The following is a 15,757-nucleotide window of genomic DNA, read 5'->3' on the forward strand; positions in this document are numbered from 1 at the left end:
AACCCATGGAGCCTTCATGTCTGTCGACCACGCCACCCGAACCGCGGGCCTGCCGCCTTCGCTGTCCCCGGCCCAGATCAAGCGGTTGACCGCACGGATCGCGGCCGGTCCGGACGCCACGCCGGTGACAACCACGGTCCCCTACACGGGAAACCCACTGGCCACGCTGCCCGTCTCGACTCCCGAGGATGTCGAGGCGGCGTTCGCGCGGGCCCGCGCGGCCCAAACCTCGTGGGCCGCCATGCCGGTGGCCAGGCGCAAGGCGATCCTGCTGCGGTTCCACGACCTGCTGCTGCAACGTCAGGCCGAGGTTCTCGACCTCATACAGGCCGAGAACGGCAAGACTCGTCGCGACGCGTTCCTGGAAGTCACCGACATCGCGATCGCCACCAGGTACTACGCCCGCAGCGCCGCACGACTGCTCGCCCCCAAGCGTCGCCGGGGCGCCATCCCGATCCTGACCCACACCACCGAGCTGCATCACCCGAAGGGTGTCGTCGCGGTGATCTCGCCGTGGAACTATCCCTTGAGTATGGGAGCCGGGGACGCGATTCCGGCGCTGCTGGCCGGCAACGCGGTGGTGCAGAAGCCCGACACCCAGACCGCGCTCACCGCGCTGTGGGCCCTGGATCTGACGCACGAGGCGGGGCTGCCGAGCGGGGTGTGGCAGATGGTAGTCGGCCGTGGCAGCTCGATCGGCACGTCGCTGATGGACAACGCCGACTACCTGATGTTCACCGGGTCCACCGCCAGCGGGCGCCGGATCGCCCGCGACGCGGGCGAACGTCTCATCGGCGCATCGCTCGAACTCGGCGGCAAGAACCCGATGATCGTCCTCGACGACGCCGATATCGATCGCGCCGCCGACGGTGCGGTGTCCGCGTGCTTCTCCTCGACCGGGCAGCTGTGCGTGTCCATCGAACGGATGTATGTGGCCGAGCCGATCCACGACGAGTTCGTGGCCGCGTTCGTCGAACGGACGACGGCGATGACCATCGGTGCCGCCTACGACTACAGCACCGACGTCGGCTGCCTGACCAACCGGTCCCAGCTCGATACCGTCACCGCGCACGTCGAGGACGCGGTCACCAAGGGCGCCACGGTGCTGGCCGGCGGCCGGGCGCGACCCGATCTCGGGCCGCTGTTCTATGAACCGACCATCCTCGCCGATGTCACCCCGGAAATGACGCTCTACGACCACGAAACGTTCGGGCCGGTGGTGTCGATCTACCCGTTCGCCGATATCGACGAAGCCGTCGAGCGGGCCAACGCCACCGCGTACGGTCTCAATGCCAGCGTCTGGACCCGCGACGGCGCCGGCGGCCGGGCGGTCGCGGCCCGGGTGCACGCGGGCACGGTCAACGTCAACGATGCCTACGCCGCGGCATGGGGCAGCGTCGATTCGCCGATGGGCGGCATGGGCGATTCCGGGCTGGGCCGTCGGCACGGCGCCGACGGCCTGCTGAAATACACCGAGCCGCAGACGATCGCACACCAGCGCCTCCTCGGCTTCGACGCACCGGCAGGTCTGTCACAGAGCGCGTGGGCGACCACTCTGACCACCGTGCTCGCGGGCATGAAGAAGCTGGGTGCCCGCTGAGAGCGGGTGAACACCGGGGCGCGTCGCCGATTCAGCGTCGCGCAGCGTTTGTTCCCCACCGCGACACGGTCGTCCGCATCCGCGCTGAGCGCGCGGCGGCTCAGCCGCGCGCGGACGGCAGCGTCGGGAGTTCGATGATCGCGAACACCGTACTGCGGACTCGATTTTCGAGTTCCGCGTCGGCGGCGGCATCGAACTTGCCCTGGAGATAGAGGAACGCGAGACCGTGCACCAGCGCCCACATCGCGGTGGTCAGCGATTCCTCGTCGGCGGTGGGATAGATCGTGCGCACGATCGCCTGGACGTAGTCGTGGATCGCGGTGGTCGCGGCCACGCGTTCGGGACTGGTCGGATCGCACGGGTCCGAGAACATCACCCGGAACAGCGCGGGCCGCGCCAGGGCGAATCGAACATAGGTCACAGCAATGGTCCCGAGATCCTCGGGCGTGCTCGGCTCCGCGCTCGCGGCGACCAGCTGTTCGGCCAGATCACGAAAGCCCACCGCGGCGACGGCTGACAGCAGCGCGTCGCGATCGGCGAAATGACGGTACGGCGCGGCCGTGGACACCCCGGCACGGCGGGCGGCCGCCCGCAGCGAGAGGTCTGCCGCGCCATCCTCCTCGAGGAGCTCCACGGCAGCGCGCACGAGCGCGCTGGGTAGATCGCCATGGTGATACGACGTGTTCGACATTGCCATGGAAACAAATCTAGCAAGTGTTGACAGTGCTTACATTTGCCTCTACCGTGGGGCTTCGCACGCGAATGTTAGCAGTGTCAATATGCGTGCCCGAAAGGAGCGAACGATGGCGAACGGTGCGGACTCCGGCGATGTGTTCTCGCCGCTGCGGCTGCGATCAGGCCAGGTCCTGCAGAACAGGATCGCCAAGGCGGCGATGGAGGAGGGAATGGCGGGCAAGTCCCAGCTTCCCGACGAACGACTCATCGCGCTGTATCGGCGGTGGGGCGCTGGTGGCGCCGGGCTCCTGATCACCGGAAACGTGATGGTGCACGCCGAGGCGCTGACCGGGCCGGGCGGCATCGTGCTCGACGCGCAGGCGCCGCTGGCGCCGTTCACGGCATGGGCGCAAGCAGGCAAGGCGGCAGGCGCGGCCATGTGGATGCAGATCAGCCACCCCGGCCGTCAGGTGCAGGCTCGCATGCCCGGCGTGGTCTGGGGTCCGTCGGACATCGCGGTCGAATTGGGGCGTCACTCCAAGCGCTTCGGACAGCCGGTGGCGATGACGGCCTGGCAGATCCACGAGACCATCGGGCGTTTCGTCACCACCGCTCGACGTGCCGAACAAGCCGGCTTCGACGGCGTGGAAGTCCACGCCGCACACGGGTATCTGCTGTCGCAGTTCCTGTCACCGCTGGTCAACGATCGCACCGACGAATGGGGTGGCTCGCTCGAGAACCGTGCCCGGCTGCTGACCGAGATCGTGCGGGGCATTCGCGCCGAGGTATCGCCGACGTTCGCCGTGGCCGTGAAACTGAATTCGGCCGATTTCCAGCGCGGCGGTTTCGACGCCGACGACGCGCACGCGGTGATCGGCATGCTCGCCTCGCTCGGTGTCGACCTGGTCGAGGTATCGGGTGGCAGCTACGAGAGCCCCGCGATGTCGGGCCGGCCCGCCGACGGCCGCACCGCCGCACGGGAAGCGTACTTCCTCGAACTGGCCACGGAGCTGGCCGCGACCAGCGCCCTGCCGCTCATGCTGACCGGCGGCATCTCGCGCCGGGAGACCGCCGAACGAGTGCTGGACAACAAGGTCGCGCTGATCGGCATGGCGACAGCACTCGCGGTCACGCCCGATCTGCCCCACCGCTGGCGCGAGGGACGCGAAGCGCCCAAGACCATGAAAGCGGTGACCTGGACGGACAAGGCGCTGGCTTCGGCGACCGAGATGGCGATGGTCCGCTACCAGATGCGGCGCATGGCCACCGGCGACGATCCCGCGCTCGATGTCAGCCCCGCACTGGCCATGCTGGCCGACCGGCGCGTGCAAACCCGCGCACTGCGCAGCTACTCGAAGTGGCTGGCCGCCAAGTGATGTCGTCGACCACAACCCGTGAGCACGGTGCTCCCATCCCCCACAATCATGTCGCGATCGTCGGCACCGGTTTCGGCGGGATCGCCGCCGCCGTGCGACTGCGGCAGGCGGGATTCGCCGATGTCGTCCTGCTCGAACGCGCCGGCGAGGTGGGCGGTGTATGGCGTGACAACGACTACCCGGGAGCGGCGGTCGACGTACAGAGCAACCTGTACTCGTTCTCATTCGCGCCGAACCCCCACTGGCGCAATACCTTTGCCGAGCAGTCCGAGTTGTTCGCCTATCTCCGAGACGTCGTGGACTCGCAGGGTCTGCGCGCGCACCTGGTACTCGACTGCGCGGTCACGAGGCTGGAATGGGATTGCGCGGCGCAGCGGTGGCGGCTCGAGACCGCGCACGGGCCACGGACCGCCGACCATGTGGTGTTGGCGACCGGCGCACTCGCCGACCCCCTCGTCCCGGCGATTCCGGGGCGGGATCGTTTCGAGGGCGTGAGCTTCCACTCCGCCCGGTGGAACCACGAGGTCGACCTCACCGGCAAGCGGGTCGCCGTGATCGGCACAGGTCCCTCCGCGGTCCAGTTCGTCCCGGCGATCGCACCTGATGTCGCGCGGATGACCGTCTTCCAGCGCACACCGGCGTGGGTGGTCGCGCGCCACGATCGACCCGTCAGCGCGCTGAGCCGACTGCTGTATCGCCGGTTGCCCGCGATCCAGCGGCTCGAGCGCCTGCGCCTGTATCTACGACGCGAGTGGCAGGTGGTGGCCTTCCGCCATCCCGCGCTCATGGCATTGCCCGAACGCGGTGCGCGTCGCCACCTCGCGGCACAGGTCAGCGACCCCCAGCTGCGCGCGAAGTTGGTGCCCGACTTCCGGTTCGGCTGCAAACGGGTGCTCATCTCCGACGAGTATCTGCGCGCCCTCGATCGGCACAACGTCGCGCTCGAAACAGCGGGAATCCGGGAGATCACCGCGAGCGGCCTGGTCGACGACACCGGGACCGAGCACGAGGTCGACGTCATTATCTTCGGTACCGGATTCCGGACTTCGCGCCTGCCACTGACCGATCGCACCCATGGGCGCGACGGGCGCACGATGGCCCAGGTGTGGGGCACCGACCCGACCGCCTACCTGGGCACCTCCGTGGCGGGTTTCCCGAACATGTACCTCGTGCACGGCCCGAACATCGGCCTCGGCCACACCTCGGTGATCCACATGTTCGAATCCCAGGCCAACTACATCGCCGGCGCCGTCGGCTATGCGGCCGAGCACGGGCTGGCTGCCGTCGAACCGACCGCCATCGCCCAGCAGAAGTTCGCCGACGATGTCGAACGCCTCGGTGAGGGCACAGTGTGGACCAGTGGCGGCTGCACCAGCTGGTACCTGAACGAGGACGGCCGCAACACCAACATCTGGCCCGGCTCGACCCTCGACTTCCGGCGCCGCACACTACGTTTCGACCCCACCCAGCATCTGATGCGCCGGCGCGACGCGGTGGTGGTGCCGTGAGCGCGGGCGCAGTACTCGCCGGAACCCCTGGCCTGCCGACGGTTGTCCTGATCCACGGTCTCGCGGGCTCCCACCGTGCCTGGGACCGGATCGTGCCGAAGCTCGAGCACGTGGCGCGGATTGTCGCCGTCGAGCTGGACTCGACCGGCTCGATCGGCGACGACGCCGACGACGTCGCCGCCCTGCTCGACACGCGGACCGTGGTGGTCGGCCACTCCCGGGGCGGGCTGGTCGCCACCGCGCTGGCCGAACGTCGTCGCGACCTGGTCTCCGCGCTGGTGCTGTTGTGCCCGCCGTGGTCGCGTGCTGCCCGGCTGACCGCGCGTGGGCCGGTCGAGCGCGCGCTGGCGATGCCCGGAGTGGGTGATCTGATGTGGACCCTTGCCTCCGGCGAACGGCAGCGCGCAGCACAACGCAGCGCCTTCGCTCCCGGCGTCACCGTGCCGGATCGGTTCGTCACCGACGCGCGAACACGCGGCAGGCGCAATTTCGTACGCAGTTCACAGGCGATCGACACCTATCTCCGCGCCCGCCCGCTCGCCGACCGTCTCCGCAACCTGCCGATCCCGACCGAGCTGGTCCTCGGCCACCTCGATGCCCGCCTCGCCCTGCCCACCGACGAATTCACCGACCTGGGCCACGTGCGCACCACCGTATTGACGGGTGCCGGGCACACCCCGCAGTGGGAAGCGCCTGACGAGGTCGCCGACTTGATCACCCGCACCACGAATCTGCCTCGCTCCGAAGGAGAATCTCGATGACCGGTCGTATCGTGCTGCTCGGCGTCTCCGGTCGAGTTATGGTCGGCCGGTCGACCATGGGTCGGACGCACAAGGCGTGGCGGGACCGACAGGCGAGATGTTGGTCGAGCTCGAGAACGGCGCCCGATCCCGGTGTGCCCTCGGGGTCTCGGGCGGCGCGTCGGGCCAGGACCTCTCCGACCGATGGTGGCGCGTCGCCCCTCTCTGAACGGGTCGTCGATGTCGGTCGAATTCGGCCGGCGCAAGCAATACAGTGGCCGCATGCGTGGACGTCGTCGAATCCTGTTGTTCTCGAGCGTGACTGCCGCGGCAGCGCTGTCGCTGTCGGTTCTCGCTACCGCGGCCGCCGACCCGATACCCCAGCCCGACGGCTGCGCGGAGATCCGAGTCGTCACCGTCCGTGGCACCCTCGAACCGCAGTCCGGCAGCCGGCTGCTCACTCCGCTGGGCGAGCGGATCGCCCAGGAATCCGGCCGCCGCACCACGGTGGGTGAACTCGAGTATCCGGCCTCGATGAGCCCGGACAGCTCCGTCCGCGGTGTAGAGAACCTCACCGCGCTACTGAACGCGACCGCCGCCGCGTGCCCTGACCAGCAGCTCGTTCTGCTCGGTTACTCGCAAGGCGCACGCGTGATCGGCAACGCCCTCGCCGCGCGCACCGCGTTGACCGAACAGGCGGCCGCGCGAATCGACGCCATCGCCCTGTTCGGCAGCCCGCTGTTCAACGGCGCGGAACCCTACAACCGCGGCAATTTCGATCTCGCGCTGTCCGGCACCGGGTCCTTGCGTCTCGGCGCGCTCGCGGAATTCGCCGACCGCCTACGCGACTACTGCAATGCCGGTGACCGCGTCTGCCAGGGCGGCGACCCGGCCGCCGGGTTCGCGAACGCGCTGAGCTACGGCCACTTCGCGTACTTCCTCAACGACAACCGCGACCAAGCCGCGGCATTCGTCCGCGAACAGCTCCGCTGACGTTCCGGACGACGCCGCGAGCTTGTCCACGGCATCGGCCGTGCCGGACAATCTCGCGGCGCCCACGCCCCGATGTGCTGGGGCGCGGGTTCTCACGTCCGGGTTCTCGGTGTGGTCGGCGGGGTCCTTGCCTCACTGCGGTGCTGGTCCCACCACGAGTCGCTGTCATGGGGGGTGGGGTTCGTATCTTTTGACGGCGACTGCGCACCGGGTATGCCGAGGACGCGCAGCCGCCAGTCGTCCTCACGGATCGCGGCCACGATGCGGACGGGAACGACTGCCGTGAGCAGCAGATAGTTGCCGACGCAGATCATCAGGCAGATCGGGGGAACCGACACCACGATCGCGGTACCGAGGGTTCCCATCTCGATCGGATCGCGGGAGATGGACAGCAAGTTTCCGAAAATGCTCGACAGCACGGCGGCCATGAGCAACAACTCGTAGACCCGCACCAGCGACGTGGCCTTCTCATCGCGGATTCCCACCAACGTGATGAACGTGCAGGCGACCAGCGCCACGGTGAGACCGACCACCACCGGCCACAGCCAGGTCAGGTGCTCGGGAACTCCGGCGACCCGCGCGAGGGTGGAGGTGAAGGTGAAGGATGCGATTGCCGCAGCGACGCCCAATGCCGCCCCTAAGCCCACTAGCAGCTTCGGTACCGTGACAGGAATAGGGCGGGGGAAAGGGTCCGTGTGGTCCATCAGGCTCCATCCTACGGTCTACGGTCACCAAATGTGCAGGCACTCAACAGAGTACGTGCCCGCGCGGAGTGCGAATCGCCGCAGAATTCGCTCCGGGGCCGCGCCCTCTCGCCACGCGCCTGGTTACCGACCAGTCGGTGTGCGTCCAGTCGTCGACCGGCACGCCGTATTCCGCGCGATAAGCTGGCCTCGACGCGCACACGGAAGGCGGCCATGACCGGAGGGACCAGGGCTTCGCGACCAGCCGAGCCGGTGTCCAAGCGCAAAGCGGCGGCAGCCGGACGCGGGGCACGCAGGCTCGGGGTCGAGGACTGGACGACCGCCGCACTCGGTGTGCTGCTGCGAAGGGGCGTCGCCGCCATCACGATTTCCACCCTGTGCGACGAACTCGGGGTGACCAAGGGCAGCTTCTACTGGCACTTCGACGGCATCGATCAGCTCCTGGAGACCACCGCGCAGTTCTGGTGCGCCGACCACAACGACGCGGCGCGCGGCTTCCACGACCTCGACGAGCTGCCACCGCAGCAGCGACTGGCGCGCATGGGTGAGTTGCTCACCGGCGAACGGGTCTGGCAGGTCGAACTCGCGGTCCGGGACTGGGCCCGGACCAACGCCAAGGTGGCCGAGGCCGTGAAAGCCCTGGATCAGCGGATATTTCACACGCTGTCCGACACCCTCGTCGACATGGGGTTCTCGGCCGAGCAGGCCCAGATGCGGGCAGGTCTGATGTGTTTCGCCGGAATCGGCTTCGTGCACGGGAACCAGAACCTGCCCGTGCCGACCGAGGCGCAACGCCGCGAGTTCTTCCGATTCATCACCAGCGCACCGGGCTGATCGTCCGGGCGCGGTGCCGGTCAGGTCAGCGCGACCAGTTCGTGCAGGGTCGAACCGGTTCGTCGCCGCGTTCCCTCCTCGGTGCGCACGCTCAGATCGAAGGTGGACTCGAACCGAAAATAGCCGGGGTGCCCGACCACTCGGTGCATCAGCGGCTTGATCATCCGCGATCGCACCACCGGAAGATCGTCGAGCAGGTCGTGGGCATGGATGACGCGCACCACGTCCAAACGGAGGTCGAGCTGGTCGGGCACGTGCAGTTCGACCCATTCGGGATAGGTTCGTCCCGCCGTGGCGTCGAAGCGTTCGGGCCCCTCGGTGAGCCTGGTCTCGCCGGTGGACAGCACGATCTCGTCGTGGTGGGCGAGCATCAGCGGGCTGATCTCGTGCCCGCCTCTGCGCTGCTGGGTCAGTACCGAGGCGAACAGCAGCGAGTAGTCCTCGACATAGAGACGACCCCAATGCCAGCGCTCGATGATCTTCTTCATGTCGCCGACGCCCCAGTTGTGGTCGTGATAGCCACGTCCGGTGACCTCGTGCCGCACGCCGTCGAGCTCGATCGCGCCGGTCACCCGCGCTCGGGGAGCGCCGACCATCCAGCCGAAGGAATCCTTGGCGCCGAAGCGGGTTTCGCCTTTGCCCGGCATCCAACCGGGTACCTCGTTGTGGAATCGCAGGTCGAAGGCGATGCCGCCCTCGGCCATCCGCAGCTGGTGGCTCACCTGCCCGTCGGCGGCGACCATGGTGCGTGCGGTGTTCTGACCGATGCGCACGTCGCAGGCGTCGGCCGAGAACGAGGTGGCCGAACGGGGGTAGCGCTGGGACACCTGACGGAGGCTGCCGTCGGGTGCGTAGACCATCATCTCGACCCAGGGCCTGGCCAGGGGCAGATCCTCGGGCCTGCGTTTGATCAGGAACCCGATCACCACGTGCCCGGTATCGAGGTGCGCGTCGAAGTACCAGTGTTCGAAGGCCAGTGCGCTCGACGACGGATGCAGTCCGTTGTGCCGGGGCCGCACCGGTGTCAGCACGCCGTCGCGACGTCCCGGCCCGTTCCACACTTCGACGATGTCGGCAGTACTCATCGCGGCCTCTGGTGGGTTCATCGGCGCAGTGCGCCGCTGGCGTCGAATGCGGCGGTGCGGCCCCGCATCTGGGCTCGGTACCAATTCTCGCGATGCGCGAGCATGAGTTTCTCGTGCGCCCGGGCGAACGGCGGACACACCCGGCGCACGATCTCCATCGCGGTGATCAGCGGGAATCGCGTGATCGGAACGATGATCCACGGGAACGCGGGCGGCATGGTGTAGCGACGACGGGTTCCCGGTGCCATGTACATCGCGGAGTACACGGAATTGATCCGGTAGTTGTACATTTCGCGCAGCCGGGTCAGGCCGCGGTGGCCGTCACGGGGCGCGAACGCCGCCGGGTACGACTCGATCAGTTCCGTACCGTGCTGCCGCGCGTCGTAGGAGCGCGAGACCATCGTCATGGCCAGCACCCGCAGGGCGTCGCGCACGGTCTCGGGGTACCAGCGCAACCGCACCCCGAGCAGGTGGCCCATGTACTTCTGGAAGTGCAGCAGCGCGCGGATTTCCGAGGGCGTCGTCTGATAGCCGAGCGCCCACAAGCCCAGACCGGGGGTCACGCTGCCGGCCAGCAGGGTCAGCATCTGATAGGTCTGACTGATCGGCAGGCCCCACCGTTGCATGTCCCATTCGGGATGGTCGGCGACCTTCGCGCGCACCGAAACGTGCATGACACGAACCTTCAGCGCCGTGGCCCGGCCCGCCGACCCCGGGGTGAGCAGCGCGTCGCGGGCCGAGACGTCCATCCAGAAGCGAGTGGTCTCCAGGAAGCGGCGCAGCGCACTGTCTCCGGCGTAGCCGCCTGCCAGTGACAGCGGGGTCGCGACCGCGGCTTCGGTGTACATCTCGAGGGTTTCGGCGCCGGCGAAACTGAACAGCATGGTTCCCCAGCGCCGCCAGATCGCCGCGCCCTGTTCCACCAATTCGGGGACCACCCAGTCGGGCACCGTTTCGAACTCGGCGAACAGCGCGCGCATGGACTCCGGTGCGTCCGCGACGGCGTCGATGCCCTCGGCCAGCGCCGTCTCCAGCATCGCGCGTCCGGCTTTCGAGCCGATCGGGCCGTGCATCACCTCGGCGACGAATCGCTCGGCCACCGGGTCACCGGCGAACAGGTCTTCGCACAGGGCCGCTGCCTGGTCGTCACTGGGGAACAGTGATTGCCGGGTCACCGCGGTGAAAGCGCGTTCGATCCGTCGCACAGCCGGCGTGGCGCGGGCTTCCCGGTAGCGAAAAGCGGTGGGACATCTCGACGGCGCTCGCTCGGTGTCCACGGTGGCCACGACCCGCGGGACCTGATCTTCGACGAACTCGGCCAATGTCGGCCTCCTGACATGAAATTCGCTGAACGACCGCGCTGTGCGTCGCGTCCACCGACCATACTATGAAGCACACTTTTCCATACCTGAAAGTATGGAAGCGTGTGGCACGATCGTCGGTGCCCGCGTCCGTGGTCATCGGCCGCCGTCCGACACCGGAGGAACACCATTGGGACTCGAGAACGAGGAGTTCGACTGTGACAGCCCGCCCTTGGCGATCTCCCCCACCGAGGCCCGCCGGTACTGGTTCGACCACCGCCGCCACGAGTGCGAGCTCGGCGCCGCCGCGCGGCAGGTCCTGAACGGGTCCCGGGGTCTCCGCTGGCCGAACGCACCCGAGCTGCACAACCCCCTGGCCTGGACGACCGCCTACCAGGACCGCGGACTACCGACCGAGATCACCGCCGACGGAACAGGTGTGGAGTTGGTGTGCGACGACACGGTCACCGCGCTTCTCGTTCCCGCCGGACTGGCCGCCGCCGCCTACGACCGCAACGCGTTGGCGGTACCGACGCTCGCCACGGCGCCGCCCTACGTTCCGCTGCACCGCTGGGCGATGCTCACCCGAACCGCGACACTGTCCGACGACGCCATCAGCGCCCTCACCGGTCTGCACATCACCGCCCTCACACCCGGTGACCGACTGCGGCTACCCACCGGCCTCGATGACCGCCTCGACCCACCCCGCTACTGGCACGAGTGGCCCCGCGAGTCCGCCTCCGGCAAGCCATACCTCGTCCAATTGCTCCAAGTCGCCAACCTGCTGCTGACCACCGGCACAGCCGGATGTCGCTTGGCATCGGTCAGTGGCCGCCTCGAAGTCCTGCGCACACGGTAATTACGGACCATCACTGGGCACAATGGCGGTGCCAGCTGCTCAGGGGACCGCCGGCGGACGGTCAGGGACCAGGAGAGTCGCGATTTTCGTGCCGATGCCGACGGCGTTGTTCTGGTTGGAATCGGAGGTGGGGCCGAGGGTGTCGTAGACGACGACGGTTGTCTCGGTTTTCGTGTCGTAGAAGGCGACACCGTCGTAGCCGCCGTAGGACGGGTTCATGTACAGCCAGTCGGCGAGGTGGACCACGCCGAAGGCGAAGTACTTCTCGGTGGTGAACGGGCCGAGGCCCGCGGTCGACGGGCCCATCATCTGCTGGAACTGGTCGGGGGTGAGTCGTTCGCCGGTGCCGAGGGCGCGGACCCAGCGGCCGACATCGCCGACGGTGGAGTTCATGTTGCCGCTGTGCAGGAAGGCGGTGGGGTTCCAGAAGGTGGAGTCCTCGAAGAAGTTTCGTTCGTTGGTGTAGCCGTGCAGGATCGGTTCGTCGATCTGCGGGGTGAGAACAACTTCGCTGTCGTGCATGCCCAGGGGGATGGTGATGTGTTCGGCGATCAGCTCGCCGACAGGCTTGCCCGCTGCCTTCTGCAGGACCTCGCCGAGCACGACCAGATCGCTGTGGGCGTAGGCGAAACTGGTACCGGGCTCGAACAGCGGAGGGCGGGCGTTGGCGCGTTCCAGCAGTTGCGGCGCGGTCCATTCGCGGATCGGGTTCTCGCCGAAGATCTTCAGGAACTCCGGTTCGGTCACATAGTCCGAGATTCCGGAGGTGCTGTCGGCGAGCATCCGCGCGGTGATCTTGTCCGCGCGCGGAAAGTCGGGCAGCCAGCGGGCGATGGGCTCGTCGAGTGTCAGCACGCCCTGGCCGTCGAGTCGCCACAGAACCGTGGACAGCATGGGTTCCATGGGCTGGCCGACGCGCAACCGCATATCCGTGGTCGCGGGCACACCGAGCGGTGATCCGCCCAGCGCACCGAGGGCGATCTGCTCACCGCCCCGCCATGCGCCGTAGACCGCGGAACTGAGGTCGAGTGCGGCCATCTCGGCGCGAACGATATCGGCGATCTTCGCCGCTTCGGCACTCCCGGCCGCCGTGGACGCGGAGCCGTCGGACTTCTCCTCCGTACCGCAGCCGCCCGTGGCGACGGCGAGCACGACCGCGAGCACCCCACACGCTCTGCGGCATCCACGATGCCTGGGCGACCCGCTCATGACAGAGATCCCTTCGTCGAGGAACACTCACGATCAGCAGCACGGTCGAATCTACGCGTCCGCAGACCGCAACCAACTCAGGCTCGTCAGAAAATCGGTCGCTGATCAGCCTGAGGACTATCTGGTCAGTGCTCCAGCGAAGGGTCCCAGCGGTTGGCGAGCAGTGTGAAGCTCGGGAGGTCTTCCAGCGAGGTCAATGCCTCGTAGATGCGCTCGTATCGGGTCGAGGCGATTCGCCACTCCCCGTCCGGGTCACGCCGATAGGTGTCGGAATAGTATCCGCCACCGCGGATCTGGATCTTCGCGCCCGGCACGAGGACGGTGTCCTCGAACGCCCACGAACCCTTCGCGGTGTCGCCGTCGACCTCGATTTCGGGATGGTTGGCGATGTGGACCGTGACGATCCCGGGGCCGAGGTTCTTTCGCATGAACGCCACGACGTCGGCGCGATTGTCGTAATGCAATGGCTCGCCCATGGTCTGGGTGCCGTAGCGCGCAGAGACGTCCTCGGCGAGGCAGTCCGCGAACTCGTCCCACAGTTTCAGGTCGAGCGTGCGGAAGTAGCGGTGCTTGAGACGCTTGATCTCCTCGAGCGCAACCAGGTCCATGGGCGGAGTGTAGAACGTGTTCTAGATCGAGCGCAGCGAAAGCGCGCCCCCAACCCCGGCGAACACCGCACACGGCAGCGAAACTTAGGTTTGACTAACCTTATTAGAGCCAGTAGCGTCCGGAGCACTATCCGAGGCGTCAACGGTCACCGACCGTGCCTGTCTCGACTGTTCGCGAAGGAAATGTCATGAAGAAGATCGCCGGTCTACTCGCCGTCCTGGGTTTCGCCGGGCTGCTGACGGTGGGTACCGCCGCCCCCGTCCTCGCGGATCGCTCGGTGCGGGACGCGACCGTCGCGGACCTCTACATCCGGGACGCGGATCCCTCACTCGACGCGATCGCCGGGCAGTTCGCGGCACTGTGGAATCCGAATCTGCCGATGAGCGCGAAGGAAGAGGTCAGCTACCACGGCTCGACGGTCGGTCCGGCCCTCCAGGGCATTCTGTCCCAGGGTGGGGTCTACGACTTCCTGTCCATCCAGGAGCGCGCGACGTCGAAGACCATCACCGGCAACACCATGACCGCCACCCTGTCCGGCGTGATGGCGGGTTTCCCGGCCACGAGCGGCAACTACAGCTATGTCCGGGAAGACGGTCTGTGGAAGGTCGATTGGAAGGCCACGTGCGAGGCGATGGGCGGCTGCACCGGCAACCCGGACTTCGGTTACTGACCAGCGATCTCTCTCGATGACTCGATCGCCGATGATCACAGTTTCCGGAATATCCAAGCGATTCGGCGAGCGGGTCGCGGTCAGCGACGTCAGTTTCGAGGCGGCCCGCGGATCGATCACCTATCTGCTCGGGCCCAACGGCGCCGGAAAATCCACGACCATGCGCATTGTCGCCGGTGTGACCACACCGGACACCGGCACTGTGCGGATCAACGAGCAGTCACTGCGCGGACTCGCCGTCACGATGCGCGAGGTTCGCTTCAATCTCGATACGTTCGCCAGGAACCCGAAGCACACCGCGAAACAGCATCTGACCTGGCAGGCGCGACTCGGCGGCGTTCCCGCGGGTGAGGTCGGACAGGTGCTCGCGCGCGTCGGACTGGCCGATGCCGGAAACCGCCTGGTCGGGCAGTTTTCGCTCGGTATGCTGCAGCGGCTCGGCATCGCGACCGCCCTCCTGGGCGACCCGCGGACCATCGTGCTCGACGAGCCGGACAACGGCCTCGATGTGGACGGCATCCTCTGGCTGCGCGAACTCCTGACCGGGCTCGCCCGCCAGGGCCGGACACTGCTGATCGCCTCGCACAATCTGACCGAGGTCGACCTCGTCGCCGACCGGATCGTGATCATGGGCCGCGGGCGGATTCTCTCCGACGCGAGCCGTGACGAGACCGTGGCGCTCGGTTCGGGCCCGCGCAGGCTGGAATCGGCCTATCTGACGGTCACCCGGAGCAGCGTCGAGTACCGAGGCGACACCCGTGCGCCGGGTGAGGTGGAACAGTGAGCGCGACAGTCGATCTGGGCCGTGCGGTCCGCAGTGAACTGGCGAAACTGTCCTGGCGCAGTCCGGTGTGGTTCGCGATCGTGCCGATCGCGGTGCTGCTGCCGATCGCCTTGAACGCGAGCCTGGCGATCGCCACCCGGATGAACAAGGTCAACGGCGCCGGCGGCATGGACACCGACAATGCCGGTTACTGGGTGATGATCTTCTCGACGATCGTGCTGATGTCGGCGGGTGTCTCCTCGCTCAGCAATGAGTTCAAGTACGCGACAGTGGAATTGGTCTACTGCGCGCAGACCCGTCGATGGCTGCTCCCGATGGCGAAGCTGATCGTCTTCGGGCTGATCGCCGCGGCGGCGACGCTGGCCACCGTGATCATCCTGCTCGCGGTCTTTCCCGTGGTGTTCCCCGAGGTATGGGGGCGCGTCGAGCTGACCTCGTCGGCGGGCCTGCGATTGCTGTGGGGGCTTCCGGTCTTCGCGTTCTTCGTCTCCGCACTGGGGGTCGGGATCGCCGGGTTGATACCGCGACCGGGTGTCGTGGTGGGTGTGGTGCTGCTGTGGAAGTTCGGCATCGAGACCTTCTCCGCCATGCTGCCGGTGAAGATCGGCAACGTCGTGGCGCAGTGGATGCCGTTCAAGAACGGCGAATTGGGCGCGGGCCAGTACCCGACGATGCGCTCGATCTTCGGCGGCGCCAATGGCTCGCTGGCGTACTTCGCGCTCATCGCCACCGTGTTCTTCGTGCTCGGGACGATGCGGCTCTCCCGACGCGATGTCACGACGGACTGACCGGCAGCTCACGCCGGTCTGC

16 protein-coding genes are annotated in these 15,757 nt (G+C 67.5%); 10 read left to right on the top strand and 6 right to left on the bottom strand.

Annotated elements, in window-relative coordinates; all coding sequences use genetic code 11:
* Positions 1 to 16: 16 nt before the first annotated feature.
* Positions 17 to 1,600 (top strand): succinic semialdehyde dehydrogenase, encoded by a 1,584-nt coding sequence (locus ACFWFP_RS11570; RefSeq protein ID WP_379294666.1) that lies wholly within the window; start codon positions 17 to 19, stop codon positions 1,598 to 1,600.
* A 100-nt stretch (positions 1,601 to 1,700) separates the two neighbouring features.
* Here the strand turns inward: ACFWFP_RS11570 and ACFWFP_RS11575 are convergent, their stop codons facing one another.
* Positions 1,701 to 2,297, bottom strand: a complete 597-nt coding sequence (locus ACFWFP_RS11575; RefSeq protein WP_379294667.1) for a TetR/AcrR family transcriptional regulator — start codon at positions 2,295 to 2,297, stop codon at positions 1,701 to 1,703.
* Positions 2,298 to 2,403: 106 nt separating this feature from the next.
* Here ACFWFP_RS11575 and ACFWFP_RS11580 point away from each other — a divergent pair, with 106 nt between their 5' ends.
* The 4 genes from ACFWFP_RS11580 (at position 2,404) to ACFWFP_RS11595 (ending at position 6,892) form a co-directional block, all read left to right on the top strand.
* Complete coding sequence (locus ACFWFP_RS11580; RefSeq protein ID WP_379294668.1) at positions 2,404 to 3,651, top strand: NADH:flavin oxidoreductase/NADH oxidase family protein; 1,248 nt, start codon at positions 2,404 to 2,406, stop codon at positions 3,649 to 3,651.
* Complete coding sequence (locus tag ACFWFP_RS11585; RefSeq protein ID WP_379294669.1) at positions 3,651 to 5,159, top strand: flavin-containing monooxygenase; 1,509 nt, start codon at positions 3,651 to 3,653, stop codon at positions 5,157 to 5,159. Before ACFWFP_RS11580 ends, ACFWFP_RS11585 begins: the two co-directional genes overlap by 1 nt.
* Positions 5,156 to 5,920 carry an alpha/beta fold hydrolase gene (locus tag ACFWFP_RS11590; RefSeq protein ID WP_379294670.1) on the top strand — a complete coding sequence of 255 codons (765 nt, stop codon included), beginning with the start codon at positions 5,156 to 5,158 and terminating at the stop codon, positions 5,918 to 5,920. Before ACFWFP_RS11585 ends, ACFWFP_RS11590 begins: the two co-directional genes overlap by 4 nt.
* 261 nt (positions 5,921 to 6,181) lie before the next feature.
* Positions 6,182 to 6,892, top strand: coding sequence for a cutinase family protein (locus tag ACFWFP_RS11595; RefSeq protein WP_379294671.1), 711 nt, complete (start codon positions 6,182 to 6,184; stop codon positions 6,890 to 6,892).
* 92 nt (positions 6,893 to 6,984) lie between these two features.
* Here ACFWFP_RS11595 and ACFWFP_RS11600 read toward each other — a convergent pair whose 3' ends face one another.
* Complete coding sequence (locus ACFWFP_RS11600) at positions 6,985 to 7,596, bottom strand: DUF2637 domain-containing protein (RefSeq protein ID WP_379294672.1); 612 nt, start codon at positions 7,594 to 7,596, stop codon at positions 6,985 to 6,987.
* A gap of 213 nt (positions 7,597 to 7,809) precedes the next feature.
* Here ACFWFP_RS11600 and ACFWFP_RS11605 point away from each other — a divergent pair, with 213 nt between their 5' ends.
* The gene (locus ACFWFP_RS11605; protein ID WP_379294673.1) at positions 7,810 to 8,430 is read left to right on the top strand and encodes a TetR/AcrR family transcriptional regulator; all 621 of its coding nucleotides are present in this window, start codon (positions 7,810 to 7,812) and stop codon (positions 8,428 to 8,430) included.
* Positions 8,431 to 8,450: 20 nt separating this feature from the next.
* Here ACFWFP_RS11605 and ACFWFP_RS11610 read toward each other — a convergent pair whose 3' ends face one another.
* Complete coding sequence (locus ACFWFP_RS11610) at positions 8,451 to 9,536, bottom strand: lipocalin-like domain-containing protein (protein ID WP_379294674.1); 1,086 nt, start codon at positions 9,534 to 9,536, stop codon at positions 8,451 to 8,453.
* On the bottom strand, positions 9,533 to 10,792 hold the full coding sequence (locus tag ACFWFP_RS11615; protein ID WP_379295126.1) for an oxygenase MpaB family protein: 1,260 nt from the start codon (positions 10,790 to 10,792) through the stop codon (positions 9,533 to 9,535). Before ACFWFP_RS11615 ends, ACFWFP_RS11610 begins: the two co-directional genes overlap by 4 nt.
* A gap of 214 nt (positions 10,793 to 11,006) precedes the next feature.
* Between ACFWFP_RS11615 and ACFWFP_RS11620 the strand changes: the two genes are divergently transcribed.
* Positions 11,007 to 11,675, top strand: coding sequence for a hypothetical protein (locus tag ACFWFP_RS11620; protein ID WP_379294675.1), 669 nt, complete (start codon positions 11,007 to 11,009; stop codon positions 11,673 to 11,675).
* Between the two features lie 39 nt (positions 11,676 to 11,714).
* On the opposite strand, the gene ACFWFP_RS11625 is transcribed toward ACFWFP_RS11620, so the two are convergent.
* Both ACFWFP_RS11625 and ACFWFP_RS11630 read right to left on the bottom strand, forming a co-directional pair.
* Positions 11,715 to 12,884, bottom strand: coding sequence for a serine hydrolase domain-containing protein (locus tag ACFWFP_RS11625; RefSeq protein WP_379294676.1), 1,170 nt, complete (start codon positions 12,882 to 12,884; stop codon positions 11,715 to 11,717).
* A gap of 125 nt (positions 12,885 to 13,009) precedes the next feature.
* The gene (locus ACFWFP_RS11630; RefSeq protein ID WP_379294677.1) at positions 13,010 to 13,492 is read right to left on the bottom strand and encodes a nuclear transport factor 2 family protein; all 483 of its coding nucleotides are present in this window, start codon (positions 13,490 to 13,492) and stop codon (positions 13,010 to 13,012) included.
* 188 nt (positions 13,493 to 13,680) lie between these two features.
* Here ACFWFP_RS11630 and ACFWFP_RS11635 point away from each other — a divergent pair, with 188 nt between their 5' ends.
* From ACFWFP_RS11635 to ACFWFP_RS11645, 3 genes are read left to right on the top strand one after another with little or no spacing between them, the layout of a single operon-like run.
* Positions 13,681 to 14,163 (top strand): hypothetical protein, encoded by a 483-nt coding sequence (locus ACFWFP_RS11635; RefSeq protein ID WP_379294678.1) that lies wholly within the window; start codon positions 13,681 to 13,683, stop codon positions 14,161 to 14,163.
* Positions 14,164 to 14,194: 31 nt separating this feature from the next.
* A complete protein-coding gene (locus ACFWFP_RS11640; protein WP_379294679.1) occupies positions 14,195 to 14,947 on the top strand; it encodes an ABC transporter ATP-binding protein in 753 nt (250 codons plus the stop codon).
* Positions 14,944 to 15,735 (top strand): ABC transporter permease, encoded by a 792-nt coding sequence (locus ACFWFP_RS11645; RefSeq protein ID WP_379294680.1) that lies wholly within the window; start codon positions 14,944 to 14,946, stop codon positions 15,733 to 15,735. Before ACFWFP_RS11640 ends, ACFWFP_RS11645 begins: the two co-directional genes overlap by 4 nt.
* The last annotated feature ends 22 nt before the right edge of the window (positions 15,736 to 15,757 follow it).

The organism is Nocardia sp. NPDC060249 (genome assembly GCF_042728755.1).
GTDB lineage: Bacteria > Actinomycetota > Actinomycetes > Mycobacteriales > Mycobacteriaceae > Nocardia.